Source organism: Enterococcus sp. JNUCC 77 (assembly GCF_054819945.1).
In genome coordinates this window covers 2,531,963-2,556,112 of sequence record NZ_JBTHIG010000001.1, presented here as the reverse complement: position 1 = coordinate 2,556,112, position 24,150 = coordinate 2,531,963, and the positions used below count along the sequence as shown (strand labels likewise).

Here is a 24,150-nt window from a genome sequence, read left to right as displayed (position 1 = left end):
TAACAATGTGTTAATAAATTACTGTACGTCCTCTATGGGCATTTTTGTTTTTGGTATGATTGATGAAAAGTATAAACGAGGTAATTCTATGATTTTGGCAATTAAAGAAATAATTAATGAGATTTTGGACAAGATGCAATATATTTTTGTTTTACTAACAGCGTTTTGTTTCTTTATTTCAATATTCTCTGTACCTAGTAATATCTCGAATCACCAGTATGTAGAATTTTTGTTTCCAGATAGCTTGTTGAGTAATTCCAATATAAATCTAATTCTATATTTTTTGAGCTTCCATGGATTTTTATGGATTATCTTCTGTATTATGGCAGCGATAAGTCATTATTTTCCATTGTTTTGCTTAAATTCTATTTTTCTATTGAAAAAAATTTTAGAATTTATAGGAAGTATTTTGATGATAGCACTAGAATATGGTTTTATATTTGCTGAAATTAGAGGGGTAAGTTTGGAGTCGATGGTGCATATGGTAGAGGGAATGAATCATCCATTTTTGATTTATATAGGACTAGCAATACCTGTAGCTTTATTGGGATTAACAATAGGTAGTATGATTTATGTTCCATTAAAGGAATAAAAGCCCCGCACATAACGAGTATTTTTGAAGAAAAAAATTATTTTGACAGGTTTTACTTCCACCTATGACCCTGCAGGGTCATAGGTTAATACAAATAAAGAAATAATGGATAAAACGCCCCACGTTATATGCAGAATTTTTATCGCATCTAAAGAAATATCTAGAGATTTTTTGTTTATAAGTGTTCTAAGTACCGATATATCAATGTTTCTGTAGTTCACAAGTTTACCTAACAGATTTAACCGGAAAGAGCGTGAGAAACTGGAATCTTGAGTCTAAGTCTTTCTACGATTTTCATAGAAGATTCCATTTAAACTAATTTTTAGCTGCATGATAAATACTGGTCTACAGTAACTGAGTGAACGTACTACTCTCTGTTTGTTGCGAAATTGCACTGGAAACATAAAGGTATTGTTATAGTGTCACCGTGAAGAAGTTCCCTAGTCTCTTCGCAAACTAGTTGCGAAATTCGCCAGACGTAGCGAATTAAAGTTATTATTGACGACCATATTGTAATAGGTGTGAGTATTTTTGCTCTAACGATACCGAAAATATCGATGTTGTTCGCCTATAGTGTAGAAATAAGTTAGAAGCCAGATGAAAGTTTGACTATTTTTTGTCTGACATCTTTTTTGAGGTGGCCTTTTTGGTATACTGTTACATGTTCAAATAATTTAGTGAGGTGAAAAAATGAAAAATGAGTATGTTGTGTATCAAAGCAAGGTTAAGCAAATTGGACTGTCATTATTAGGTATATTGATGGTATTTATGAGTTTCTTTATACTAATAATTGGAATAATGGAAGCTCGGTATTTATTTATGGGAATAGGGATAGTTGGTTTTTTATTTTTCGGAGCTTGTGAGATATACATAGTAAGGCAAGTTTTTTTGGGGAAGAAACTAGTTGTTTTAACTAAAATGGGTTTTTATGATTACAGTAGTGCTCTTGCTACAAAAGATATTATGATTTCGTGGGAACTAGTAGATAGAATAGAAAAAAAAAGCATGGTCAATCAATCGTTTGTTTCCGTATACTTAAAAGATCCAGAAAAAGTCTTGTCTAAGTTGTCTTCTATGCAGAGAAAGGCAATAGCTGCAAATGTAAAACTGGGCTTTGGTGAGGTGAATATAACTCTTCAAAGCGCAAAGCAGTGTACGGATGAGCAACTAATAGAAAAAATGAATAGTTTTGTAGAAGAGGTCAATCCTAACTTTAGTGTTGATCATACTAGAGAAGAACAGCCTCAACTATAAATTATGTAATGGCGTTGGTGGTCTGTGAAAAGGTCTGTGATTCTACAAAAAACTATGTGCTTTTATCCGATTTCTAATTTATAAGAATGCTGTTATATCAAGGATAAACGTATCTACTCTAAACAATAAATAACCCAGTCGTGCATTTGGATGTTGCGTTGGGGTAAATGATAAATATAGCTAGAAACCTTGTTGTGTGAGGTTTCTAGCTTTTTTGTTTAAAAGAGGTGAGGTCTGTGAGTTGGTTAAAACTGGGTCATTCGTTCTTGTTCAAACAGTCTAGCTTTTTTAAACATAGATGCTAATTCCATATTTCGCAGAAAATCCATTACTACTGATGAAATAATTATCAAGTATTAGGAGAATGAATTGTTAGTGTTATGCTAGCTATTGTTTATAGAACTTTAAAAAATATTTCTAGTTTTTGTAGAGTTTGCTACATTTACTCTGCTGACATAGATTAAATAATTCTATATTTATTTCTTTAATGGATTATATTCTTATAAAGAAAATCCTAATTCCCGTTTATCTAAAAATAAAAACGTAGTATTATTTAGCAAAAAAAAGACTTTGAGGAAATTTTTTCCTACAAAGTCTTTCATTTATTTTTAGGAGATAAGCATTACACCGCTGTCCAACCACCATCAATCGCAATGGTTTGACCAGTTGTATAAGCTGAATTTTCAGAAGCAAACAATAATAGCTGACCTAATAGTTCTTCGATTTTACCAGGACGGCCGACTGGTGCGCGGAATTTTAATAATTGTTCTACTGAGTCGTCCATAACCATCATTTCACTTGGGAACATTCCTGGTGCGATGGCGTTCACAGTAATATTATATTCTGCCCATTCTTGTGCTAAGCTGCGGGTAAAGTTTGGTACGGCACCTTTTGTGGCATTGTAGGCCAAGTTCGTCATGTGGAATCCGGCAATTAATCCAAACATAGAAGCTGTATTAATAATGCGACCGTAATTGTTTTCAATCATATGTTTACCGACTTCTCGAGCCATCAGGAAATAACCAGTTAAACTAACATCTACGACTTTTTGCCAATCTGCTAATGTTAATTCAACCGATGGTGTTACTTTAATTGCACCAGCATTATTGACTAAAATGTCAATTTTGCCAAAGTGATCTACGACTTTTTGAACAGCTGATACGACAGCATCTTCGTTAGATACATCCACTGGAACTGGCAAACATTCTCCGCCAGCGGCTTCAATTTCATTTTTTACTTCTTCTAAACGTTCGACACGGCGAGCCATAATGGCAACTTTGGCACCATTTTCAGCTAAAGCTTTAGCATATTCACGACCTAAACCAGATGAAGCTCCTGTCACGACTGCCACGTGACCAGTTAAATCTAAATAGTTTTTCATAATAAAATTCCTCCTTGATAGTATTTACTTTTATACCGTAGCAAATTGTAAGCCTTTTCTCAAATAAAATGGCTGAAATTATTACGATAATATAAGTTTATTCTTTAAATAAGAAGATTTTAGCCGTAAATTTGTCTTTATCCTTTCAATAAAACTTCAATTTTCTTCTTTAATATGACGTTATTGAGGAGTGAACGCATGAAATTACGAAAGAAGAATCTACTTTTGCTTATTAACTTGACGTTAGTAGCCATCGTTTATTATTTATATCTTTGTCCAGAAAATCCAAATGCTTCAGCAAAAAATGTCACCGCACTAACAGATGACGAGGTAGAAACTTATTCAGGAATAGAGGATTTAGACGATAGTGACGGAACAATCTTGATTGATGTACCGCTAGAAAATCAGTTTACTGATAGTGCGTTAGGAAATGGTTGTGAAGTGACCGCTTTATCGATGTTACTGAATACCTATGATTATCAAGTGGATAAGAATCAACTGGCAGATCAATTAACTTATGAACCATTGATTACTGCTTCAGGAAATTATGGCAATCCTCATGAAGGATTTGTTGGAAATATTTATGGAGGCACGCAAGCAATGGGTGTAGCGGTAGAACCGATTGCTGAATTGGCGGAAGAATTTGTTGATGAGAGTCAGTATCAAGTAATCAGCAGTAGTGAAGCAGATGTTATAGATATTTTGGCAGTCGTTGCAGGCGGGGATCCAGTTTGGACCATCGTGACCGCTGATTTGGTTGTACCGACAGCAGACGATTTTCGAACTTGGGAAACAGATGAAGGAACTTTTACCGTTAGTCCTTTGATTCATTCGGTGGTGATTACTGGTTATGATGAATCAGCAGAAGTGGTTTATTTAAATGATCCTTTTGGTTATAAAAACCGCGTAGTCAGTTATGATGATTTTGCAACAATTTACGAAGCAATGGGCAGTCAATCTCTCTATCTTGAAGCAGCTTAGCAAATATTTAAATACATAAATGAAGTCAACATGTTACTATACTATTACTGATAGGAAATAGAGGTTTAACGATGAAATTTTCCAAAAAAATAGTATTAGTGATGATCACTTGCTTGTCTATAATTAGCGTAATTGGTTATTTTTTGGCTGAAGATACAGCCACGCCAACGGCATCTGAAAAAGTCAAACAGCAACCGACGCCCACTGAAAATTCTTTGGATTCCGAAAAATCAATTGTATTAGATGTGCCGTTAGAAAATCAATTTGAAGATGATCCCTTAGAAAATGGCTGTGAAGTTACGGCTTTATCGATGTTGTTAAAGTTTTACGGCTATGATACGGATAAAAATCAATTGGCGGATGAACTTACGTATGTTCCTTTTACAACAGAATCGGATAATTATGGTAATCCCCATGAAGGTTTTGTTGGAGACATTGAAGCTGGTGAGTTGGCAATGGGCGTAGCAGTGGAACCTATAGCACAACTAGCAAAACGATATGTTGCAGACAGCTATCAAGTAGTTGCGGGAGATGGAAAATATTCTTTCGATGAGCTTTTACGGCAGGTTCAAAACGGAAAGCCAGTTTGGATTGTGGCGACCGTTGATTTGCAAGTGCCCACCGAAGAAGATTTTGAAGATTGGCCGACTGACGAAGGACTTCTCAGTGTGACGCCACTGGTTCATTCAGTTGTGCTTACCGGCTACGATCCAGCGACAAATGAGGTGTTCGTCAATGACCCTTATGGAATAAAAAATCGCAGCGTGGCTTACGATGAATTGGTAGATATTTACCAGCAATTAGGCCAACAGTCACTTTATCTAGATAAATTATAAAAGTCAGTCGAAAAATTTTCGACTGACTTTTTTTAGCGGTAGTTACTGCGGCGTCTATTTGTTAACCAATTAACCAAGAAATATGCAATAGCTAATGGAATAACTAATTTGAAGAACAAACTAAAGCCAACTGATAAAACAACACCTAAAAGTCTCAAAGCAATACTTGCAACAACAAAGAAACCAATGACCATTAATATTCTGACAACGATACTATTATTTTTCATATTTATTTCCTTCTTTCATCTTTACCCATAGTTTAGCAGAACAATTGTTACTTGAAATCCAACTTAAGACGGATAATTGACAATCAGAAAGATTACTGTTTAAATAATGGAGATTATTAATGGAAAGAAGGGGACAAGCGATGTCAAAATCACGAATTGAAGCTTTTACTGATGCAGTAATTGCGATTGTGATGACCTTGCTAGTGTTGGAGTTACCGATACCTAAAGACGCTAGCTGGGCAGCCTTAGGAGAAGACGGTCACAAGCTAGCAATCTATTTTATTAGTTTTATCTTTTTAGCTATTTACTGGAACAATCACCATCATTTATTTCAACTAGTCAAAAGAGTCGATGGTGTCGTTTTATGGGCCAACAACTTATTAATTTTGATGATGACACTTTTTCCATTCACCACTGCTTGGGTAGGAGAACATCCGTTAGCTTGGCCACCACAAGCATTATTCGGGATGCTTATTTTAGGGACAGATGTGGCCTACTACATATTAGTGAGAGCTTTAGTGAGAGTAAATGGTAAACAATCACCAATTGGTCAATTATTCAATCATTATCCTAAATTGAAATGGTCAATTGTATTACCAGTACTGGCTTTGATTGCTGGAGCATTAATTACACCACTTGCTGTTTTGATTGTGAATGTATTTGTGTTATTACTGTGGTTTATCCCTGAGAAAAAAGTTGAACAAACATTGTAACTTGCAATAAGAAATAAGCTATTTAGTTGCTGAAAATTCCAGTGACAAATAGCTTATTTTTTTTGGTGAATTTTTAATAGCAAACAATTTTTTATTGTGTTTGTTTGATATTTTATAGCGTACGTTTAAGTAATAATTTCGAACGATTAGGACATAAATTCAAAACGATTCTCCCTCTAAATTATAATAAGATAAAGTAGAAAAGTTGAAAAAAATAGTGGGAGGAGATCTATGAGAAAAAGATAAATCGGTTTGATTGGAACTTTATTCAATTATCAAAGCACTACCTCTCATAATAACAGGAGTACAATTATGAACTGAAAATAGCGCATTAAAAATGGTATGGAAACAAGATTTGATCGGTATAAGTCTGGTTATGGATTAAAGAATGTAATCAGGTGAATGAAGCATTATGGGGATTTAACAATGGGGTAATAATGAAAAAGTTAAAATAAAACAAGTTACTAGATTCAAATACAGGTCTTTAAAGCACAAAATAAACGAGGTGAATGATTGTGAAAAAAATTAAATCAGGACTAGGATTAATTTTTGGAATCGGGTTATTTGCATGTGGAGTGACAAACGTTAACACCGAGGAAACAATCTTTAATAATCTTTATTGTGCATACTAATAAAGACAAATATGATGAATTGATTAGTGTTGGCTGGATTAATGAGAATATTTAATTTTACACAATTTCAAGTTACAAACAACTAGAGGCTCAAATTGAGTACTGTAAAAAATATCCAGCAGCAATCAATAAAGTACAAGCAGTTTTGGAGAATTTCAGTTTTACAGAATAAGAATTATTAAATTAAGTAGATACTGAATTAAAGCAATTATTACTCTACACGATGGGGATTTTAGTGGGAGTAAAGAGTTTGTATGAGAGAGGTCAGTCAAACAATTGAAAAGTGTTTTAAAAAAGCAGGAGAGCCTAGTGTGATAGGCTTCTCCTGCTTTTATGTTGGTTGGTAAAAAAAGGTCCATTAGAATTGTTTGACTTAAATATATACGCCCATATACCCTCCACCAAATTTGTAATAGTCAATTCTTGTTTTTCCTTTATAGGTTTTAGGCGGTATCCCTTTAAACCAATAATTTGTTGTTACAGCTCGCTGCTCTGCGTTAACATTAGAACTTGAAATTTCTGGAATAGTTTCATTGGCAAAAACTTCTGAAGTAATGAAAGATGAAGAGATGAAAAACAATAATAGTAGAACACTTAATCTTTTTTTCATATTATTCCTCCTTGTTAATGATGCTTTTTCTAAAGTTAGTATATGGCAGGCTTATAATAATTTATCAAAAATGCCTTGTTCGGTGCCTATCTATACCTAAACGTGTTCTAAAAACTACATTTTAAATTAAAGTTTATTTCATTTATGCAGAAAAAACTTTTTGAGTAATTGTATCTTCAAAAATAATCATCTATACTTTTCATATAGATGGGGGGCGCAACATTGCTAAATTTATTTATTCAATACATTAGTCTCTCGCATTTACTAGTTTTTTCTTTTGCTTATTTTCTCTTAAACGACATCTATAAAAAGAAAACTGGGATTAAAGTAATATTTGTTTTAATTTTAGTCGTAGGGCTTTTATTAGGAAAAGGATTTTCTAATCTTGATTCATTGTTTTTATTAGTTTGTTACTTCCTACTTAGTTTGTATTCTACTGAAAAAAAATATAGTTCATCTGCTTTACTTTTTTCGGTCGTTCCCTATCTAATTCAGAGCATTTCGTCATTCGCTATCAGACCATTATTTTTATTGTTACTAAAAATAAATAGTGCAACAAAACAACTATTTTGGATGCTACTACTTTTAATGATCACTTTTTGTATTGTTATATTATCAGTACGATGTTTCAAAAAATTGATATATCCTTATATGGAAAAGAAAAAAATTACTGCTTATATATCTATTTTATTGACCTTACTCATTTTTATTTACAATACCTATTGGTTAGTTGTTAACTATGCAGAAAATCTTTTTCTAAAGTATTTAGTGATTATTTTTTATCTTTTTCTAACATTTTTTGTATTCAGCATTCTCTATTTCGAAAATAAAAATAACGCTTTAAAATATGAGATGAAGAGTAAAGAGGCTGAATATTTATTGATGAAAAAATATGAGGAAGAGACTGAGAGACAGTATAATGAGCTGCGGAGTTTTAGACATGATTATTTAAATATCATTTCTTCACTGGAATATTTTTTTACCAATGATGACATGGAGGGTGCCCACGAATATTTTGACAAGGTCATTCAACCAACCAGATCAATGTTTCAAAGTAATTTGCTAAAGCTAAATAAATTGAATCAAATAAAATCGCCAGAGCTAAGAAGTCTTTTCACTACTAAATTAAGTTTCGCTCAAAATAAAGGGATAGAGATTATTCTGGATATTCCTGAAGAAATTGCGATTAATCAGAAATTTGATTTTTTAAAGCTAACTCGTATCTTTGCCATTATTTTAGACAATGCGATTGAGGAATTGGCGGATTTAAAAGAAGGAAAATTAATTGTTCTTTTTTTGAATGAAGCAGATCATGTTGTGATTGTTGTGAAAAATTCTACACGAGCGGATCTGTTGCCTTTACATGCTCTTTCAGTGAAAGGTTATTCTTCGAAGGGTGCCAATCGTGGTTTAGGTTTAAGTAATTTGGAAATGCTAGTAGAATCAAGTGAGAACATATTTATTGATACTGAAATAGCCAATAATACTTTTTCACAAAAAATTATCTTAGAAAATGGAGATTGACATGCTTTCAATAATCATATGCGAAGATGACCAAATACAACGAACTGAGCTGAATAAAATCATTGAGAATTATGTGATGATTGAAGAATTAAATATGCATGTTCAACTCTCTACAGACAATCCAAATGAAGTGGTTCGTTATGTAGAAGAAAACAAAATAAAAAATGGTATTTATTTTTTTGATATAGATCTACAAGCATCGATGAATGGTATCGAATTAGCTGCAGAGATTAGAAAGCTAGACGGATTGGGAAAAATAATTTTTGTGACGACTCACGAAGAATTTGCGCCATTGACCTTCATTTATAAAACGGAGGCACTCGATTATATTCTTAAAGATGACGTCGCACATTTTAAAAACAGAGTAATTGAAGCACTTAATCATACAAATAAACAATATTTTTCTGAAAACAATACTCAAGAAATATTTTTAAAAATAAAAATAGGCAATCAAATCCAATTCATTCCTATTAAAGAAGTTATGTTCATTGAAACCTCTACTAATTCACATAGATTAAAGCTTCATTTGGAGAACAGGACGATTCATTTCTATGATAAGATCGAAAACCTAGATATTTATCCAGATTGCTTATACAGAACTCACAAGTCCTATTTAGTGAATATTAATAACATTGTTCTGCTGGATAAGACTGATCGGAGTTGTACATTTTCTAATGGTGAGAAGGCCTTCGTTTCTGTAAGAAAAATAAAAAAACTGGAACAAAAATTAATAAGTATTGGGAAAAAAGTTTGATTTTAAGTCCACCAAAGAAGCGTTGAAGGAAAATCCAGGGATTTTCCTTCAACGCTTTTTAATAGGACTTATTTTTCGATTTCTTCAATTAAATTTTCATCTGCTGGGCGTTCGTAATGAATTTTTTGCAGATAAAGTTTCCATAATTTATCAAATAATTCACTTTGGTATTCCTTGCTTGCTTCGATTGGTACGATAAAATAAGGTTTTTCTTCTGGCTCGAGTAAATCCGAGAAAGTTGTTAAATAACAGTCAGCAATAAAGTCGTTTGGTTGATGATAGTAAATTTCGACAAAATCTAAATGTTTTAAAAACATGATTAAATAATTAACCATGACAAAGTTAGGCGATGGCACCAAGGCAACCTTTAATTTCTCAGTCACCTTTTCATCCATTAAGAAAAGATAAACAATTTCACCTAAATCATCAACAAAGTCATCATGACAATCAACTAGCCATTTCAATTCTGGTTTTTCTTCAATAGCAGGCAAAATATCCGAAATAATTTCTTTGATATATTGATAATCTGGATGTTCATAATCCATTCGGGCGCTCATTTGATGAAAGATTGGTGTTGTACCATGTAAAATAGATAAGTTTAATAAAGCAGAAAAAATATTTGCTCGCATCAATTGCTCTTCTTCGATGGATAATTGTTGCCGCAGAATTTTATTGTTAATTTCTTTAGATAAATAATCTGTCGCTGTCGCCAAAGGATCTCCTTTGAATTGCAGCTTTTGATAGTAATAACTAATGACAGATAAGCGTTTGTCAGGATGATTTACAAAATGAGGGACATAAAGTAACATGTAACCGACAAAACGAACTTCTCTTACTAGCGTATTTTTATCTTCAATATAATCCTCTGCCACATCTTGAATTTCCCATAAAGCTTCAGGGAAAACTAGGTCGTCTAACAAACCATCTTCAATCAAGTGACCTTGCAAATAACGAATCCGCGAAATTGTCAGCACCATCCATTTTTCTTTGAAGACAATGTGGTCTAACCATTCGTTATTTAGTTTTTCTAAGAAAAGTTTTTCATTTTCTGGGTTTTCATATGTTGTTATTAAATCAAGACCAAATTTTCCAGTCCATAAGAAACAAAAATACAACATTCGGATACGAACTTCAGAACCAATTAAAGTCATTTTTGAAAGATTCATCCGAACGCCAAATTTCCGCACATAGCTACCAAATTTAGTTAAGCGTCGAGCTAGTGTAGCACGGCTAATCTGATGTTTTTTACAAAACTGATCGGTAGTTAATTTTGGTTCGATTAAAGTCGAAAGTAAAAATTGATAAGGTATCGAATGATGAACCAACAATTGTAAATAATTGTTGGGATTATAATTTTTAGGTTCCCAAAGAATTTTGTTTTGAGGGCTTAAGAAGGCACCGTATCCTAGTTCTTTAAAATCGCGGTGGACCCCATTGACTAACAATAAAGTTGCATCATAAGAAAAATTTAAGGCAGCGCTTAATTTATGAATCGTATATTGGCCCTCCGGCAATGTGCTTAAATAACCTACTAGAACCACTTTTTTTTGGGTGTTTTTATCAAATAAAATAGTGTTCAAAACGATCCCCTCCTTTTAATCAATATTATCAAAATATATTGCGTAAAGCGATAAATAATTTCAAAAAAATGCAATTTTATTTTTAATGAATTTAATTTTTTTACAATTAATTGCGTAATTTATATGGTAAAGTGAGATAAAGGTGAAGGAGGAAATAAATGATAACAGCTGTAATCTTTGATATGGATGGTGTTTTGATTGATTCTGAATATATTTATTTTGCTAGTAAGACACAGGTTTTAAAAAATGCCGGAATAACCGTGACTGAAAGCTATCATTATCAGTTTATGGGGACCACTAAGACATTTATGTGGCAAAAGATGAAAGAAGAGTTCAATTTACCAAAAGAGATCGACTTTTATATTACCGAAATGGATAAATTACGAACAGAACTTACGGAAAAAGATGGTGTGCGACCGATTCCTGGTGCGCAAGATCTGGTTCGTCGCTTACATCAAACAGGGGTAAAACTTGCAGTTGCCTCTTCTTCTTCACTCCATGAAATTAAAAGTAGTTTAGCCGCGCTTCAGTTAACAGATCTTTTTCAAGAAGTTGTCAGTACCGAAGAAGTACCTCACTCAAAACCTGCACCCGATGTTTATCAAGAAGCAATGAAACGTTTAGGTGTGACACCAGAAGAAACGGTTGGGATAGAAGATACTTTAAATGGTAGTCGAGCTGTCAAAGCTGCTGAAATGTTTTGTATCGGTTATGCTAATCCTAGTTTCCCAACGCAGGATTTAAGTGCGGCAGATGTGGTGATTAATGATTTAGCGATTTTAAGTCGCGAAAAAATTGAAGAATTAAGTAAGTAAAAAAAGCGTCGCAGATTTTTTCTGCGGCGCTTTTCATGTGTTTATTTTTGTAAATCTTCCCATTTCCAGTCTAGAACTTCTGGTGTATCCATTCCGTTTTGACGGATGTAATCATGGTGGAAGTTTAATTTGTCAGTCATTTGTTGATCGAAATCACTTGCTTTATCGCCAAGAACAGCATTTGCAGCAGCTTGAGCTAAGTGGAAGCGATCAAGTTCACTGAAAACACGCATATCAAACGGTGTAGTAATGTCGCCTTCTTCACGGTAGCCATGAATTAAAACATTATGATTATGACGGTCAAAGAAGATGTCACGAATCATTCCTTCGTAGCCATGGAATGCGAATAATACAGGTTTGTCAGTTGTAAATAAAGCATCGAATTGCTCATCTGTTAAGCCACGAGGGTCTACATTTGGATGACGCAATTTCAATAAATCTACGACATTAATGAAACGAATCTTCATGTCAGGAAAAGCTTTATTTAATAAAGTGACCGCAGCTAAGGCTTCCAAGTTTGGTTCAGTACCAGCAGCAGCAATAACTAAATCTGGTTCTTCATCATTATCGGTACTTGCCCAATCGATCACTTTTAATCCTTCGTTTACTAAAGTTTCTGCTTCATCGGCAGAATAAAATTGAGGACGAGGATGTTTAGATGAAACGATTAAGTTAATCACTTCTTCATCTTGCAATGCTTTGTCCATAACAGCCATCAAACTATTTGCATCAGCTGGTAAATATTCACGAATGAATTCAGGTTTCTTTTCAGCTAAGTGAGTTAAGATACCTGGATCTTGGTGAGTATAACCATTGTGGTCTTGTTGGAACACGGTAGATGTTGAAATAATATTTAATGATGGATAATCTTTACGCCATGCTTCATTTTTAGCTTTGCGCATCCATTTGAAATGTTGTGTCAACATTGAATCTACTACCCGCAAGAATGATTCATAGCTGGCGAAGAAACCATGACGGCCAGTTAAAACATAACCTTCTAAGAAACCTTCAGCTTGATGTTCAGATAATTGGCCATCAATTACGCGACCCACTGAATTTTGCCATTCATCATATGAACGTTTTGGTTCTAACCATTGACGATTGGTTGCTTCAAATACTTTGTTCAAACGGTTTGATTTGGTTTCATCAGGACCGAAAATACGGAAATTATTTGGATTTTCCTTGACTAAATCACGGGCTTGTTCGCCAAAGATAATCATATCTTGCGCTTCAACAGCACCTGGTTTAGAAGTGTCAATCGCATATTGTTTCCAGTTTGGCATGTTTAAAGGTTTTGGATCAATCCCACCATTGGTAATTGGGTTCGTAGACATCCGACGATCGCCTTTTGGTGCCATTTCTTTTAATTCATCAATTAGTTTTCCATCAGCAGTAAATAATTCTTCAGGACGATAAGATTTCATCCAAGAAACCAATTTGTCGATGTGTTCCATATGATCTGCATCTACTGGAATTGGCACTTGGTGGGCACGGAAAGTACCTTCAATTTTTTCATTATCCCAAACTTCTGGACCAGTCCAGCCTTTTGGTGTACGGAAAAGAATCACTGGCCAATGAGGCATTTCTGCATCTTCAGCTTTACCTGCACGTGCTTTTGCTTGAATATCTTTAATTTCTTCAATTACTTTATCAAGAGTTTCTGCCATGATTGGATGAACTTTTTCAGGATCAGTACCTTCTACAAAATAAGGTTTCCAGCCCATACCTTCAAAGTATTTAGTCAAGTCTTCATCAGATTTACGTGAAAGAATCGTTGGGTTAGAAATTTTTCCGCCGTTTAAATAAAGAATTGGTAGTACTGCACCATCATTTACAGGATTGATAAATGTATTTGAGAACCAACCTGCTGATAATGGACCAGTTTCAGATTCACCATCACCAATTACAGTGGCTGCGATCACGTCAGGATTATCTAAAATCGCACCTGTTGCATGAGATAAAGAATAACCTAATTCGCCGCCTTCATGAATTGAACCTGGTGTTTCTGGAGCTGCGTGAGAAGCAATTCCGCCTGGGAATGAAAATTGTTTGAACAAGTTTTTCATTCCTGCTTTGTCCGCCGAGATATTTGGATAAATTTCTGAGTAGCTGCCATCTAAATATGAATTTGAGACCATAACTTGTCCGCCATGACCAGGACCAGAAATGTAGAACATATTTAAACCGTATTTATTAATTACTCGGTTTAAATGAGCATAGACAAAGTTTTGTCCCGCAATTGTGCCCCAATGGCCGATTGGATGATGTTTTACATCACTTGCTTCAATATCGCGGTCCAATAAGGGATTATCTTTTAAGTATAATTGTCCAACAGAAAGGTAGTTAGCTGCACGCCAATACGCGTCAACTTTGTTTAAATATTCTTTTGATGAAAAGTCTGTCATGATAGAAAACTCCTTTTAAGTAATTTTTACTTTTAAAAGTACGCACTCATATTATACTGAAATGAAAAATTTGTAAACTAATTTAGGTATTTTCTACAAAAAAGATTTTTACAAAATCAAGCAAAAGCTCCATAGAACGCTTTCAAAACAAGGTTAATCAATTTTTTTATAGTTGTTTATTTTTTGAGTGGAAAAAGTGACAGATTGATGGAGAAATTCAATCTGTCTTTTCATTTGTGAAAAATGAAAAAATCAAATATTTCCATTTTTTTCGATAACACCATGTTGCAAAAATAAGTGCAAAAATTTTGGACTTAAGGTTTTTTAAATGCCTAAAAACAGCTATTTTTTGTTACTGTGATAAAATTATAGATTAGATTCAATTACATATTGAGTCTCATGTTGCAGAAAATGTATTGAATAATTTGTGAACAATGATAGTAGAATTGAAAGCGATTTCCAACTAAACTAAAGGAGTCAAAGGGAATGAAAAAAATGAATTTAACTGAGAGAACCAATCAAATTTTTGTAGAACTAATGACTGATCCACAAATTGCTAGTCGTGAATTATGTAATAAATATCAGCTAACTCGTGGACAGTTAAATTATGCATTGCAAAAAATCAATGATTCTTTACAAGCAGAAAATTTACCAAGTATTCAACGAACCAAAAATGGTCATTTTATCATTGCGCCAGCGGTCTTTAATTTTTTCAGAGGAGGACAGACTGAGACGCCTACTAAACGAGATGACTATGTTTTTTCCACTAAGGAAAGGGCTGATTTGATTCAGTTGATGTTGTTAAGTAAAGAGGAATATTTATCTCTAAATCATTTTATTGATGATTTGCAAGTCAGTCGTAATACCATCTTAAGAGATTTGAAAACAGTTGATAATCAGCTTCAGCATTATGATTTGACATTAAAATATACCCGTCAAAAGGGCTATTTTATTAAAGGGGATGAATGGAATAAACGACAACTGTTGGCAGACTTATTAAGTAATTTAGCTGACATGCATCACGGCATCCAATTCATTGTTCAATTTGCAAATCTAGACAGGCAGCAAATTGAAATTTTTAAAAATCGGGTGGAGTTGGTGGAAGAGGAATTAAATGTGCGTTTCACTGGTGAGCGCTTAAAAGTTTTACCGTTGCTCATGATTCTGCTCATTCGTAGAGCGCAAAAAGGCAAGCTGATTTCTTACAACTACAAGATTAATTATCGCGAATTGGCCGATACCAAAGAATATTTAGCAGCTGATCGGATGATTTGGGATGTAGATGGTTTGACGGAAAATGAGCGAGTGTATATGACATTGCTGTTGTTGACTACCAATCTTTCGCGAGGCGATATTTTATCGGCAAAAGAGATCAATAAATTGAAAGAAGCATTAGAGGCAGTGATTTCGAATTTTGAAAAGAGTGCTGGTGTCATTCTAGAGGAAAAATCTAAATTGTTAGATCGTTTGCTGATTCATATGCGTCCGGCTTATTACCGAATTAAATATCATTTGAATTTGCAGTCTAAGTTTTTTCAAGAAAATAAAGATGCCAGTCTCTTCTCTTTATTTTATTTAGTAAAAGAAGCCAGTGGTCCATTAGAAACCTTTTTTGAGAAGAAAATACCAGATGCTGAATTATTTTTAATTTCTTTGTTTATTGGTAGCCATATTGTTGAAAGTACCGAAATTATTCATCCGGAAAATCGTAAAAAAGCGATCATTGTCTGTCCAAATGGTGTTTCAATCGCTGTTTTACTGGAAAATACTTTAAGTAATCTATTTCCAGAGCTTGATTTCACTTTATTAGTTTCAGAAAAAGATTTCTATAAAAGTGATTATCCAGCCGATTTGATTTTTTCGGCAGTTCCGTTAAAGACCGATCGAAAAGTTTTCGTAGTCAAAAGCTTCTTATCAGAAAAAGAAAAAAGGCAATTACGAGAAAAGGTGATTCGTTCAACAGCGCTTATTCAGCAAGACCATATCACACCAGAAAAAATCATGGCGATTGTCAAAAAAAATGTTGATGTATCAGATGAAGCCAAACTTTACGATGATTTATTAGGTCTATTTAAAACCAAAGAAAATAAATTATTGGAAAAGAAGAAGCTGCGTTTGTTTGACGCATTGTCAGAAGATACGATTCAGATTTTTAATGAAGAGATTTCTTGGGCTGACTTACTAGATCAATTAGCCAAACCGCTGGAAGAAAAAGATATCGTTACAGCTAATTATGTACAAGCACTAAAAGAAGAAATGCCATTAATTCCAGCATACAGTGTTTTGAGAAATAAGATTGCTTTGCCGCATACTGTTCCAGAAGCTGGTGCCAAAGGTGTTGGGCTTAGCCTAGGGGTAGTCAAAAAAGGGGTAACTTCTGCAGATGGCATCAAGATTAAGACAGTCATTCTACTGGCGTCTAATGATAAAGAAGAACATATCGATTTGATATTTGAAATGATGAGTTTAACTGGTTCGGAAAAATTGGCAGATCTGGAAGCTGCTACTAGTTCTACTGACATTCGAAAGATATTACTAGCATTTAATCAAGAATATTGGGGGGAAAGCCATGAGTGAAAAAAATAGTTTATTAGATTACATCAAAGAACCATTGGTATTTGTAAATGCAACATTTGATTCTCATGGAGAGTTGTTTGAAGAGGTATATCAACAAGCAGTCAAAAGAGATTGGGTAACAACAAATTTTATCGACAAGATTAATGAACGAGAAACAACTTTTCCGACAGGTATCCAGTTAGAAAAAAGAGGAGCCGCCATCCCTCATACGGATCCTGAATGTGTCAAACAGGAGTTTATTGCGATTGTCACCAACCAAAAACCGGTCTCCTTTATGCGAATGGATGATGCCAACCAAAGTGTTGCCGCTGAGATAGTTTTTGTCTTAGGTCTAAATCAGCCTCATGCGCAATTAGAAATGTTGCAGTCGTTAATGGGTTTATTACAAAACGAGACTGTTTTAACCCAGCTAATCAATAGTCAGGATGTTCCATCATTAATTCAAATTGTTAAACAATATAGTTTGTAGAAAAGAGGAAAAATAATGAGAAAAATTAAAATTTTAGTCGCTTGTGGTGCCGGGATCGCCACTTCAACAGTAGTTATGAAAAGAATTGAGGATTTAATGAAAGACAATCATATTGATGCAGATGTGCAACAAATCAAAATTGCCGAAGCGACCTCAAAGCAAGCTGGTGCGGATATGTTAGTGTCTACAACAATCTTACCAACAGAATATGATATTCCAGCAGTCACAGCGTTAGGCTATATCACTGGTATTGGCGCAGATAAATTAGATCAACAGATATTAGAGACTGCCAAAGTAGCTGGCGAGAATTAATTGATATCAACAATAAAATTTAGATAAAACAAGGAGGATTTTTAAATGAAAGCTGTGAATGATGTCGTACAGTATATCCTGAATTTGGGACCGACAGTCATGTTGCCGATTATGATTTTAATTATTGCACTCATTTTTAGAGTACCATTCGGCAAAGCGTTACGTTCGGGATTAACGATTGGGATTGGATTTGTAGGGATTAACTTGGTTATTGGGGTGTTATCAGATAATTTAGGCCCAGCAGCCCAAGCAATGGTAGAAAGATTTGGTTTTCATTTAACTGTAATTGATACCGGTTGGCCCTCGGCAGCTTCTGCTTCTTGGGCATCACCAGTTTCAGCTGTATTGATTCCCATCTGTTTAGTAGTGAACGTCGTTTTACTATTGTTAAAAGTGACAAAAACCTTAGATATCGATTTATGGAATTATTGGCATTTTATCGCAGCTGGAGCGACTGGTTATGTTGTAACTAACGGAAATTGGGTATTCGCAATCTTATGTGCGATTATTTATGAAGTTGCTTGTCTATTAATTGCGGATAAGACCGCACCTTTAGTAGCGAAATTTTATGGTTTAGAAGGTGTTAGTTTACCAACAGGCTCAACTGCTGCTTTTGGTTTAATCGGGATTCCGATTGGGATGTTAATTGGTAAAATTCCTGGTTTGAATAAATTACATGCTGATCCAGATTCGATTCAAAAACGTTTTGGGATTTTTGGTGAACCAATGATGATGGGAATAATCATCGGGGCGGTTATCGCTGCATTAGGTGGTTATGATATTGGCGGTATTTTAACTATGGGTATCAATATGGGAGCGGTAATGTTCTTAATGCCTCGGATGGTTAAAATTTTGATGGAAGGTTTAATTCCGATTTCAGAATCTGTGCGGGATTACTTACAAGAACACTATGGCGATCGTGAAATTTACTTAGGTCTTGACGCTGCTGTAACAACGGGTCATCCAGCCAACTTAGCGACTGGGCTATTGTTAGTACCGATTACTTTATTTATCGCAGTTATTTTACCTGGTAATCGAGTATTACCATTTGGAGATTTAGCAACTATTCCGTTTTATGTGTCGTTGATTGTAGCCAATCGTAAAGGAAATATTATTCAATCTGTGATTACTGGTGCAATCGTGATTGCCTTAGCTCTTTGGATGGCAACCAACTTCGCACCGGTTCATACAGAAATGATGCGTGGCGTTTATGAATTCCCAGAAGGCGCAACAATGGTTTCTACCTTAGATATGGGTGGGAATTTCTTAAACTGGATTATTTTGAAATTCTCACAATTGGTAAGCGGTATTCTTTAATTTTTGAGTATTAATGAAGGAACATTATTCTAGTTCCTTCATGATGTTCAAATCAAAGGAGGAAAAATTTTGAAAGCGGCCTTATTAACAGATTTGAATCAGTTTGAAATAAATGAAATTACAAAACCGCAACCGGCAAAGGACGAAGTATTGGTTCAGGTAAAAGCAGCGGGGATTTGTGGCTCGGATATTCATAAAATGCAGAGCAGTTGGAAATATGAGTTGCCGATGGTTATGGGTCATGAATTCTCAGGTGTAATTGAAGCAATCGGAGAAAATGTTAAAGAAGTAAAGCTAGGTGATCGGGTAGCAGTCGCACCGTTGATTCCTTGTCATGAATGTGAATATTGTCGTGCAGGTAAATATCAACTATGTGAAAATTACACAATGATTGGCTCTCACCGCTATGGTGCTTTTGAAGAATATGTAACCGTGCCCAAAGAGAATATTATCAATATTGGCGACAAAATTACTTTTGAAGAAGCCGCTATGATTGAACCTTTGGCTGTTGCTGCTCATGGTGTTATGGGATTGGATCCCAAATTAGGAGATGTGGTGGCCATTTTTGGTTTAGGAACGATTGGAATTTTGACCGTTCAATGGTTGCGTCTAGCCGGAGTGAAGAAAATTATAGGCATTGATATTGATGCCAATAAATTAAGCAACTCTTTAAATTACGGGGTAACTGATACGATAAATTCTTTAGAAGAATCTCTTCAAGAAAGAATTTTTGAATTTACCAATGGTAGCGGGGTTGACATTGCAATCGAATGTGCCGGTTCTAAGATTACCGAAGAACAATGCCTATTAATTACAAAAAAAGGTGGTTTGATTGGTTATCAAGGAATCGCTTATAGCGATGTATTATTACAAAGAGAAGCTTTTGAAAATATTTTTAGACGAGAATACACTATCAAAGGTTTTTGGAATTCTTATTCAGCGCCGTTTCCGGGAGCAGAATGGTTTCATTCTGTGGATTTTATTGAACAAGGAAAAATTGATTTGAAAAGTCTAATTTCTCATCGTTTTGCTTTAGATGAGGTGCAACAAGCCTTTGATTTAACGGTTAATCGGGAAGAATCGTATAACAAAGTGATGATTTTTCCGGAAAGAAAAGAGGATTTACAATGACAAAAACAATGCAAGGTGTGTCAAAGCAAGCACCTGGTTATGATCAAATGAGTCTAATCGAGCTGCCGATTCCTGAAGCAACTGGCGACAAAGTATTAATCAAAGTTGCCTATACTGGCATTTGTGGTTCAGACATCCATACTTTTAAAGGTGAATACAAAAATCCAACAACTCCTGTTGTTTTGGGACATGAATTTTCTGGTGAAGTTGTCGCTATCGGTGAAGCTGTGAAGGAAATTAAAATTGGCGATCGAGTTACTAGTGAAACGACATTTTATGTTTGCGGTGAATGTGAGTATTGCCAGCAAAAGCAATATAATCTTTGCCCTTATCGTAAAGGATTAGGTACCCAACAAAATGGCAGTATGGCAAACTATGTCTTGGCAAGAGAAGAAAGTATTCATGTATTACCGGATCATTTAAGTTATCAAGGAGCAGCGATGACAGAACCATTGGCCTGCTGTGTCCATGCGATGTATCAGGAAAGTCAGTTGAAATTGCAAGATAAAATTATCATTATTGGCCCTGGTCCAATTGGTTTGTATCTATTGCAAATTGCGAAAGAAATTGGTTCTTTTGTTATTATGACTGGCATTACTCAAGATGCCCATCGTTTGGAATTAGCTAAAGAATTAGGAGCAGATGTGATTGTCGATACGATGAAAGAAGATCTAGCAGAAGTGGTGATGAAGCATACTGATGGTTACGGTGTAGACAAAGTGTATGATGCATCAGGTGCAGCAGTCGCTGTAAATCAGGCTTTGCCTCTAATTAGAAAAAAAGGACAATTGATTCAAGTAGGTTTGTTTGCGACAAAAAAAATTGAATTGGATACTGAATCAATTATTCAACGAGAAATCGAGTACATCGGTAGCCGCTCACAAAATCCTTTTGATTGGCCGATTGCGCTGCATTTATTGGCTAAAGGCGCTATTGCGATCGATCAAATGATTACAAAAAAATATGTCTTAGCAGACTGGCGTGAAGCTTTTGATAAAGTCATGGCAGGAAATGAAATTAAAGTAATGATTGAATCTAATCTAGGTGAAATTTAAGAGCAGATATTTCTGCTCTTTTTTAAGGAGGAGACTGTATGAGTTGGTTGGCTTTAAATGGTCGTGTAATTATTGTAACTGGCGGTTCTTCTGGCATCGGGCAAAGCATTGTTGAAAACTTACTAGTAAATGAAGCGATTGTCATAAATTTTGACTTGAAAGAAAATTCAGCTATTCAAGATGAGAATTATTTCTTTTACCCAACGGATGTCTCAAATAAAAAACAAGTGGATCAACAAGTGAATCAGGTATTTGATAAATTTCGCAGAATTGATGGTCTAGTGAATAATGCAGGGATTGCTTTACCGGGTATGCTAGTCAATCCTGATGGTAGTGGCAAACATCAACTGACAGAAGAGATGTTTGATCGCAGCATTGACGTGAATCAAAAAAGTGTCTTTTTAATGAGTCAGGCAGTTGCCAGTAAAATGATTAAAAATAAGTTTGGTGTGATTATCAATATGTCGACCGAAAGTGCTCATGAAGGTTCTATCGGACAAGGCTTTTATGTTGGTACGAAAGGTGCAATCAATAGTATGACAGTGACCTGGAGCAAAGAATTGGGTAAACATAATATCCGAGTCTTAGCAGTTGCACCAGGAATCATGGAAGAGACAGCTTTGCGGTCAGCGGCTTATGAAGAGACGTTAGCCTTTGTTCGTGGAACAACAGTTGAAAAGTTGCGGCAAAACTATCAAAAAGCTACCAGTATTCCTTTAGGTCGAGCCGGGAAATTATCCGAAGTAGCTGAAGTGGTAAGTTTTTATTTATCAGATCACGCTAGCTACGTCAGCGGTATCATTACGAACATCGCTGGTGGAAAATCCCGTGGTTAGTAAGGAGGAACATCAGATGGAATTTATGTTGGATACAACCAAGCTTAGTTTAATTGAAAAATATATGAAAGTTGCCCCAATTCAAGGAATCACCTCAACACCGAGCATCATCAAACGAGAAGGAAAAATTGATTTTTTTACCCATATGAAAAAAACATTGGAATTGATTGGTCCAGAACGCACCCTGCATATGCAAGTACCAGCAAAAAACAGTGAAGGAATGATTGCTGATGCCAATACAATTTGGCAAGAAATTGATCCAACTGTTTATGTCAAAATCCCTACGACTGAAGCAGGTTTTGTAGCTATCAATTATTTGAAAAGCCAACAGCGGGATTGTCGGATTACGGCTACTGCTGTCTACACCAAAATGCAGGCTTTTTTAGCGTTAGAATCAAAAGCGGATTATATTGCTGTCTATTCGAACCGTTCTGAAAATATCGGTGTGAACCCTTTTGACATTATTCATTCCGCTAGAAAATATGTTGACAGTAATCACTTAAAAACTAAAATTATGGCCTCCAGTATAAAAAATGTCAGTCAGGTTACCGAAGCAATCGACCACGGTGCTCATGCTGTAACTTTCGCTCCCGAAATTTTAGTCAGTAGCTTTAAGCTGGCTAGTGTAAAACAGGCAGTTGATGAATTTACGGCAGACTGGGTGGACTTATATGGGGAAGAGTGGATTTAATCATATTTAGGCAGATAAGAGACAACCTCTGGAGTACCGCCCCAGAAGTTGTCTATTTTTTTAATCATTATAGGTATATGGTTGATTTTGAATTCTACAAAGCGGGTAGAGAAAATTTGAGTTCATTTGCTGGAATTGTTGTTTCAGTAATGTGCTGTATTTTTAGATTGAGCAAATATTTTATTAGGATATACTCATAGGTAACATTTTTTGTTTTTTAGAGAATCCTAATCTACAAAATTTTTAGAAGCGCTAATTAATGTAACTTTTGAATGGATATTATATAGATCCTCTTAGTTAGAAGCATATTTAAAGAACGCTATATGAGCCTGATTAATTAAGTACGATACCATGTAACATCTTATCCCAAATGCTACTTATGTTAATATTCATTGAAAAAATTTAATTGCTAATCTAATATTGACAAAACGGTTTTAAAAGGCCTAAGATGTTAATCTAATAGCAAAAGGGGGTTGATTATGATTAAACTACAGAAACCAGTAGCTGATCTTAAAGAAATCATTGTTAAAAGCGTTTGGTTTGGATTTATTGCAGGTATGATATCAGGTATGGTAAAAATTGGATGGGAGAATATTTTGCCTCCAAGAACTATTGCACGAAATATGACAAATCCACCACAACATTTGGCTGAACAAATTGGTATTCCTTCCGATATAGTACACTCATTTTTCTATTATTCAGAAGACCAAAAAGTATTTTGGTTCACATTAATACTTCATTTTTCATTTGCGATTGGCTTCTCTATATTGTTTGTTTTCATTTCACAATACTGGTCAAAAATTGGACTTTGGCAAGGTACGTTATATGGGGTAGCACTGTGGGTTATCTGGCATATCATTCTAATGCCTGCACTTGGAACAATTCCCGCTCCATGGAACCAACCATTTGATGAACATTTATCGGAGTTTTTAGGTCACATTGTATGGGGTTGGTCTATAGCGTCAACTGTATACTATCTTATTGCAAAAGACAAAAAAGGAAATCTTGACAACATTTAAATTTTAACTAGTGATAAAAGTGTTACTTATGTATAGACGCATAAGTAACACTTTTTAGTATGTTTGCAGTGATTTTTGTTGTCACTTTTAAAATTATATTGCAATTTTTTCAACTACTAAATTGTACAAATGCAAAAAAAATTTCCTTTGTCATAATTTTATATCCTTATTTTTAATTGTTATTTAAAATAGTGTAAGATTTACGTTTGATTTTTATAAGTATTTTTGAAGTTGATTTATCACAATGGTTATTTAGTTAGCCTGTTTATAGGTACCATAGCTGCGAAAAAAAACTTGCACAGATATCTACTCTTTTCAGGAGAAGGTATTTGTACAAGTTTTTTATTTTTCTTCACTGCTTTTTAACTTGGTATAGTGAATACCAAGTTAAAAAGCAATATACGCTTATTAAAAGCGAATATAACGCTAGCTTATATTG

The 24,150-nt window shown here is 34.7% G+C and carries 22 protein-coding genes; 17 read left to right on the top strand and 5 right to left on the bottom strand.

Translation table 11 applies throughout. From position 1 onward, the window contains the following. Positions 1-88: 88 nt before the first annotated feature. Both ACVWNY_RS12400 and ACVWNY_RS12395 read left to right on the top strand, forming a co-directional pair. Positions 89-592 (top strand): hypothetical protein, encoded by a 504-nt coding sequence (locus tag ACVWNY_RS12400; protein ID WP_461211733.1) that lies wholly within the window; start codon positions 89-91, stop codon positions 590-592. 690 nt (positions 593-1,282) lie between these two features. Then, positions 1,283-1,846 (top strand): STM3941 family protein, encoded by a 564-nt coding sequence (locus tag ACVWNY_RS12395; protein WP_454071443.1) that lies wholly within the window; start codon positions 1,283-1,285, stop codon positions 1,844-1,846. Positions 1,847-2,468: 622 nt separating this feature from the next. On the opposite strand, the gene ACVWNY_RS12390 is transcribed toward ACVWNY_RS12395, so the two are convergent. Further along, a complete protein-coding gene (locus ACVWNY_RS12390) occupies positions 2,469-3,227 on the bottom strand; it encodes an SDR family NAD(P)-dependent oxidoreductase (RefSeq protein ID WP_218327353.1) in 759 nt (252 codons plus the stop codon). Between the two features lie 198 nt (positions 3,228-3,425). On the opposite strand from ACVWNY_RS12390, the gene ACVWNY_RS12385 reads away from it, so the two are divergent. Beyond that, on the top strand, positions 3,426-4,208 hold the full coding sequence (locus ACVWNY_RS12385) for a C39 family peptidase (protein ID WP_438719170.1): 783 nt from the start codon (positions 3,426-3,428) through the stop codon (positions 4,206-4,208). A 71-nt stretch (positions 4,209-4,279) separates the two neighbouring features. After that, the gene (locus tag ACVWNY_RS12380) at positions 4,280-5,044 is read left to right on the top strand and encodes a C39 family peptidase (protein WP_454071442.1); all 765 of its coding nucleotides are present in this window, start codon (positions 4,280-4,282) and stop codon (positions 5,042-5,044) included. A gap of 32 nt (positions 5,045-5,076) precedes the next feature. On the opposite strand, the gene ACVWNY_RS12375 is transcribed toward ACVWNY_RS12380, so the two are convergent. After that, a complete protein-coding gene (locus ACVWNY_RS12375) occupies positions 5,077-5,271 on the bottom strand; it encodes a hypothetical protein (RefSeq protein ID WP_218327350.1) in 195 nt (64 codons plus the stop codon). A gap of 140 nt (positions 5,272-5,411) precedes the next feature. Between ACVWNY_RS12375 and ACVWNY_RS12370 the strand changes: the two genes are divergently transcribed. Further along, positions 5,412-5,984, top strand: coding sequence for a TMEM175 family protein (locus ACVWNY_RS12370; protein ID WP_454071861.1), 573 nt, complete (start codon positions 5,412-5,414; stop codon positions 5,982-5,984). Positions 5,985-6,989: 1,005 nt separating this feature from the next. Here the strand turns inward: ACVWNY_RS12370 and ACVWNY_RS12365 are convergent. After that, positions 6,990-7,226 carry a hypothetical protein gene (locus ACVWNY_RS12365; protein ID WP_454071441.1) on the bottom strand — a complete coding sequence of 79 codons (237 nt, stop codon included), beginning with the start codon at positions 7,224-7,226 and terminating at the stop codon, positions 6,990-6,992. A gap of 882 nt (positions 7,227-8,108) precedes the next feature. Here ACVWNY_RS12365 and ACVWNY_RS12360 point away from each other — a divergent pair. Together ACVWNY_RS12360 and ACVWNY_RS12355 are read left to right on the top strand one after the other, a co-directional pair. Beyond that, positions 8,109-8,750 (top strand): GHKL domain-containing protein, encoded by a 642-nt coding sequence (locus ACVWNY_RS12360; protein WP_461211732.1) that lies wholly within the window; start codon positions 8,109-8,111, stop codon positions 8,748-8,750. A 1-nt stretch (position 8,751) separates the two neighbouring features. Continuing rightward, positions 8,752-9,504: a LytR/AlgR family response regulator transcription factor gene (locus ACVWNY_RS12355; protein WP_461211731.1), complete on the top strand. Its 753-nt coding sequence runs from the start codon at positions 8,752-8,754 to the stop codon at positions 9,502-9,504. A 68-nt stretch (positions 9,505-9,572) separates the two neighbouring features. Here ACVWNY_RS12355 and ACVWNY_RS12350 read toward each other — a convergent pair whose 3' ends face one another. Beyond that, the gene (locus ACVWNY_RS12350; protein WP_454071438.1) at positions 9,573-11,084 is read right to left on the bottom strand and encodes a helix-turn-helix domain-containing protein; all 1,512 of its coding nucleotides are present in this window, start codon (positions 11,082-11,084) and stop codon (positions 9,573-9,575) included. Between the two features lie 158 nt (positions 11,085-11,242). Between ACVWNY_RS12350 and ACVWNY_RS12345 the strand changes: the two genes are divergently transcribed. Continuing rightward, positions 11,243-11,899, top strand: coding sequence for an HAD family hydrolase (locus ACVWNY_RS12345; protein WP_454071437.1), 657 nt, complete (start codon positions 11,243-11,245; stop codon positions 11,897-11,899). Positions 11,900-11,940: 41 nt separating this feature from the next. On the opposite strand, the gene ACVWNY_RS12340 is transcribed toward ACVWNY_RS12345, so the two are convergent. Further along, positions 11,941-14,304 (bottom strand): phosphoketolase family protein, encoded by a 2,364-nt coding sequence (locus ACVWNY_RS12340; RefSeq protein WP_454071436.1) that lies wholly within the window; start codon positions 14,302-14,304, stop codon positions 11,941-11,943. 495 nt (positions 14,305-14,799) lie between these two features. Between ACVWNY_RS12340 and ACVWNY_RS12335 the strand changes: the two genes are divergently transcribed. The 9 genes from ACVWNY_RS12335 to ACVWNY_RS12295 all read left to right on the top strand — a co-directional run bounded on the left by ACVWNY_RS12335 (position 14,800) and on the right by ACVWNY_RS12295 (position 23,711). Continuing rightward, the gene (locus ACVWNY_RS12335) at positions 14,800-16,881 is read left to right on the top strand and encodes a BglG family transcription antiterminator (protein ID WP_454071860.1); all 2,082 of its coding nucleotides are present in this window, start codon (positions 14,800-14,802) and stop codon (positions 16,879-16,881) included. Further along, positions 16,874-17,350, top strand: coding sequence for a PTS sugar transporter subunit IIA (locus ACVWNY_RS12330; protein WP_438719175.1), 477 nt, complete (start codon positions 16,874-16,876; stop codon positions 17,348-17,350). The genes ACVWNY_RS12335 and ACVWNY_RS12330 overlap by 8 nt, the downstream gene beginning before the upstream one ends. A gap of 15 nt (positions 17,351-17,365) precedes the next feature. Then, positions 17,366-17,662: a PTS sugar transporter subunit IIB gene (locus tag ACVWNY_RS12325; RefSeq protein WP_218327342.1), complete on the top strand. Its 297-nt coding sequence runs from the start codon at positions 17,366-17,368 to the stop codon at positions 17,660-17,662. Between the two features lie 45 nt (positions 17,663-17,707). Next, positions 17,708-18,979 carry a PTS galactitol transporter subunit IIC gene (locus ACVWNY_RS12320; protein ID WP_218327341.1) on the top strand — a complete coding sequence of 424 codons (1,272 nt, stop codon included), beginning with the start codon at positions 17,708-17,710 and terminating at the stop codon, positions 18,977-18,979. 69 nt (positions 18,980-19,048) lie between these two features. Beyond that, positions 19,049-20,110: a galactitol-1-phosphate 5-dehydrogenase gene (locus ACVWNY_RS12315; RefSeq protein ID WP_454071435.1), complete on the top strand. Its 1,062-nt coding sequence runs from the start codon at positions 19,049-19,051 to the stop codon at positions 20,108-20,110. Next, entirely contained in the window at positions 20,107-21,165 is a 1,059-nt protein-coding gene (locus ACVWNY_RS12310) for a zinc-binding dehydrogenase (RefSeq protein WP_454071434.1), read from the top strand. Before ACVWNY_RS12315 ends, ACVWNY_RS12310 begins: the two co-directional genes overlap by 4 nt. Positions 21,166-21,203: 38 nt before the next feature. Then, positions 21,204-22,001 (top strand): sorbitol-6-phosphate dehydrogenase subunit, encoded by a 798-nt coding sequence (locus ACVWNY_RS12305; RefSeq protein ID WP_438719180.1) that lies wholly within the window; start codon positions 21,204-21,206, stop codon positions 21,999-22,001. A 16-nt stretch (positions 22,002-22,017) separates the two neighbouring features. Continuing rightward, a complete protein-coding gene (locus ACVWNY_RS12300; RefSeq protein WP_454071433.1) occupies positions 22,018-22,692 on the top strand; it encodes a fructose-6-phosphate aldolase in 675 nt (224 codons plus the stop codon). Between the two features lie 479 nt (positions 22,693-23,171). Next, positions 23,172-23,711: a YagU family protein gene (locus ACVWNY_RS12295; protein ID WP_218327336.1), complete on the top strand. Its 540-nt coding sequence runs from the start codon at positions 23,172-23,174 to the stop codon at positions 23,709-23,711. The last annotated feature ends 439 nt before the right edge of the window (positions 23,712-24,150 follow it).

Excerpts from the sequence above, each read along its gene's own strand:
- ACVWNY_RS12310 (WP_454071434.1), top strand. The coding sequence starts at position 20,107 with ATGACAAAAACAATGCAAGGTGTGTCAAAGCAAGCACCTGGTTATGAT.
- ACVWNY_RS12325 (WP_218327342.1), top strand. The coding sequence starts at position 17,366 with ATGAGAAAAATTAAAATTTTAGTCGCTTGTGGTGCCGGGATCGCCACT.
- ACVWNY_RS12340 (WP_454071436.1), bottom strand. The coding sequence starts at position 14,304 with ATGACAGACTTTTCATCAAAAGAATATTTAAACAAAGTTGACGCGTAT.
- ACVWNY_RS12295 (WP_218327336.1), top strand. The coding sequence starts at position 23,172 with ATGATTAAACTACAGAAACCAGTAGCTGATCTTAAAGAAATCATTGTT.
- ACVWNY_RS12320 (WP_218327341.1), top strand. The coding sequence starts at position 17,708 with ATGAAAGCTGTGAATGATGTCGTACAGTATATCCTGAATTTGGGACCG.
- ACVWNY_RS12335 (WP_454071860.1), top strand. The coding sequence starts at position 14,800 with ATGAATTTAACTGAGAGAACCAATCAAATTTTTGTAGAACTAATGACT.
- ACVWNY_RS12380 (WP_454071442.1), top strand. The coding sequence starts at position 4,280 with ATGAAATTTTCCAAAAAAATAGTATTAGTGATGATCACTTGCTTGTCT.
- ACVWNY_RS12390 (WP_218327353.1), bottom strand. The coding sequence starts at position 3,227 with ATGAAAAACTATTTAGATTTAACTGGTCACGTGGCAGTCGTGACAGGA.
- ACVWNY_RS12355 (WP_461211731.1), top strand. The coding sequence starts at position 8,752 with ATGCTTTCAATAATCATATGCGAAGATGACCAAATACAACGAACTGAG.
- ACVWNY_RS12330 (WP_438719175.1), top strand. The coding sequence starts at position 16,874 with ATGAGTGAAAAAAATAGTTTATTAGATTACATCAAAGAACCATTGGTA.
- ACVWNY_RS12305 (WP_438719180.1), top strand. The coding sequence starts at position 21,204 with ATGAGTTGGTTGGCTTTAAATGGTCGTGTAATTATTGTAACTGGCGGT.
- ACVWNY_RS12370 (WP_454071861.1), top strand. The coding sequence starts at position 5,412 with ATGTCAAAATCACGAATTGAAGCTTTTACTGATGCAGTAATTGCGATT.
- ACVWNY_RS12375 (WP_218327350.1), bottom strand. The coding sequence starts at position 5,271 with ATGAAAAATAATAGTATCGTTGTCAGAATATTAATGGTCATTGGTTTC.
- ACVWNY_RS12300 (WP_454071433.1), top strand. The coding sequence starts at position 22,018 with ATGGAATTTATGTTGGATACAACCAAGCTTAGTTTAATTGAAAAATAT.
- ACVWNY_RS12360 (WP_461211732.1), top strand. The coding sequence starts at position 8,109 with ATGAAAAAATATGAGGAAGAGACTGAGAGACAGTATAATGAGCTGCGG.
- ACVWNY_RS12400 (WP_461211733.1), top strand. The coding sequence starts at position 89 with ATGATTTTGGCAATTAAAGAAATAATTAATGAGATTTTGGACAAGATG.
- ACVWNY_RS12345 (WP_454071437.1), top strand. The coding sequence starts at position 11,243 with ATGATAACAGCTGTAATCTTTGATATGGATGGTGTTTTGATTGATTCT.
- ACVWNY_RS12385 (WP_438719170.1), top strand. The coding sequence starts at position 3,426 with ATGAAATTACGAAAGAAGAATCTACTTTTGCTTATTAACTTGACGTTA.
- ACVWNY_RS12365 (WP_454071441.1), bottom strand. The coding sequence starts at position 7,226 with ATGAAAAAAAGATTAAGTGTTCTACTATTATTGTTTTTCATCTCTTCA.
- ACVWNY_RS12395 (WP_454071443.1), top strand. The coding sequence starts at position 1,283 with ATGAAAAATGAGTATGTTGTGTATCAAAGCAAGGTTAAGCAAATTGGA.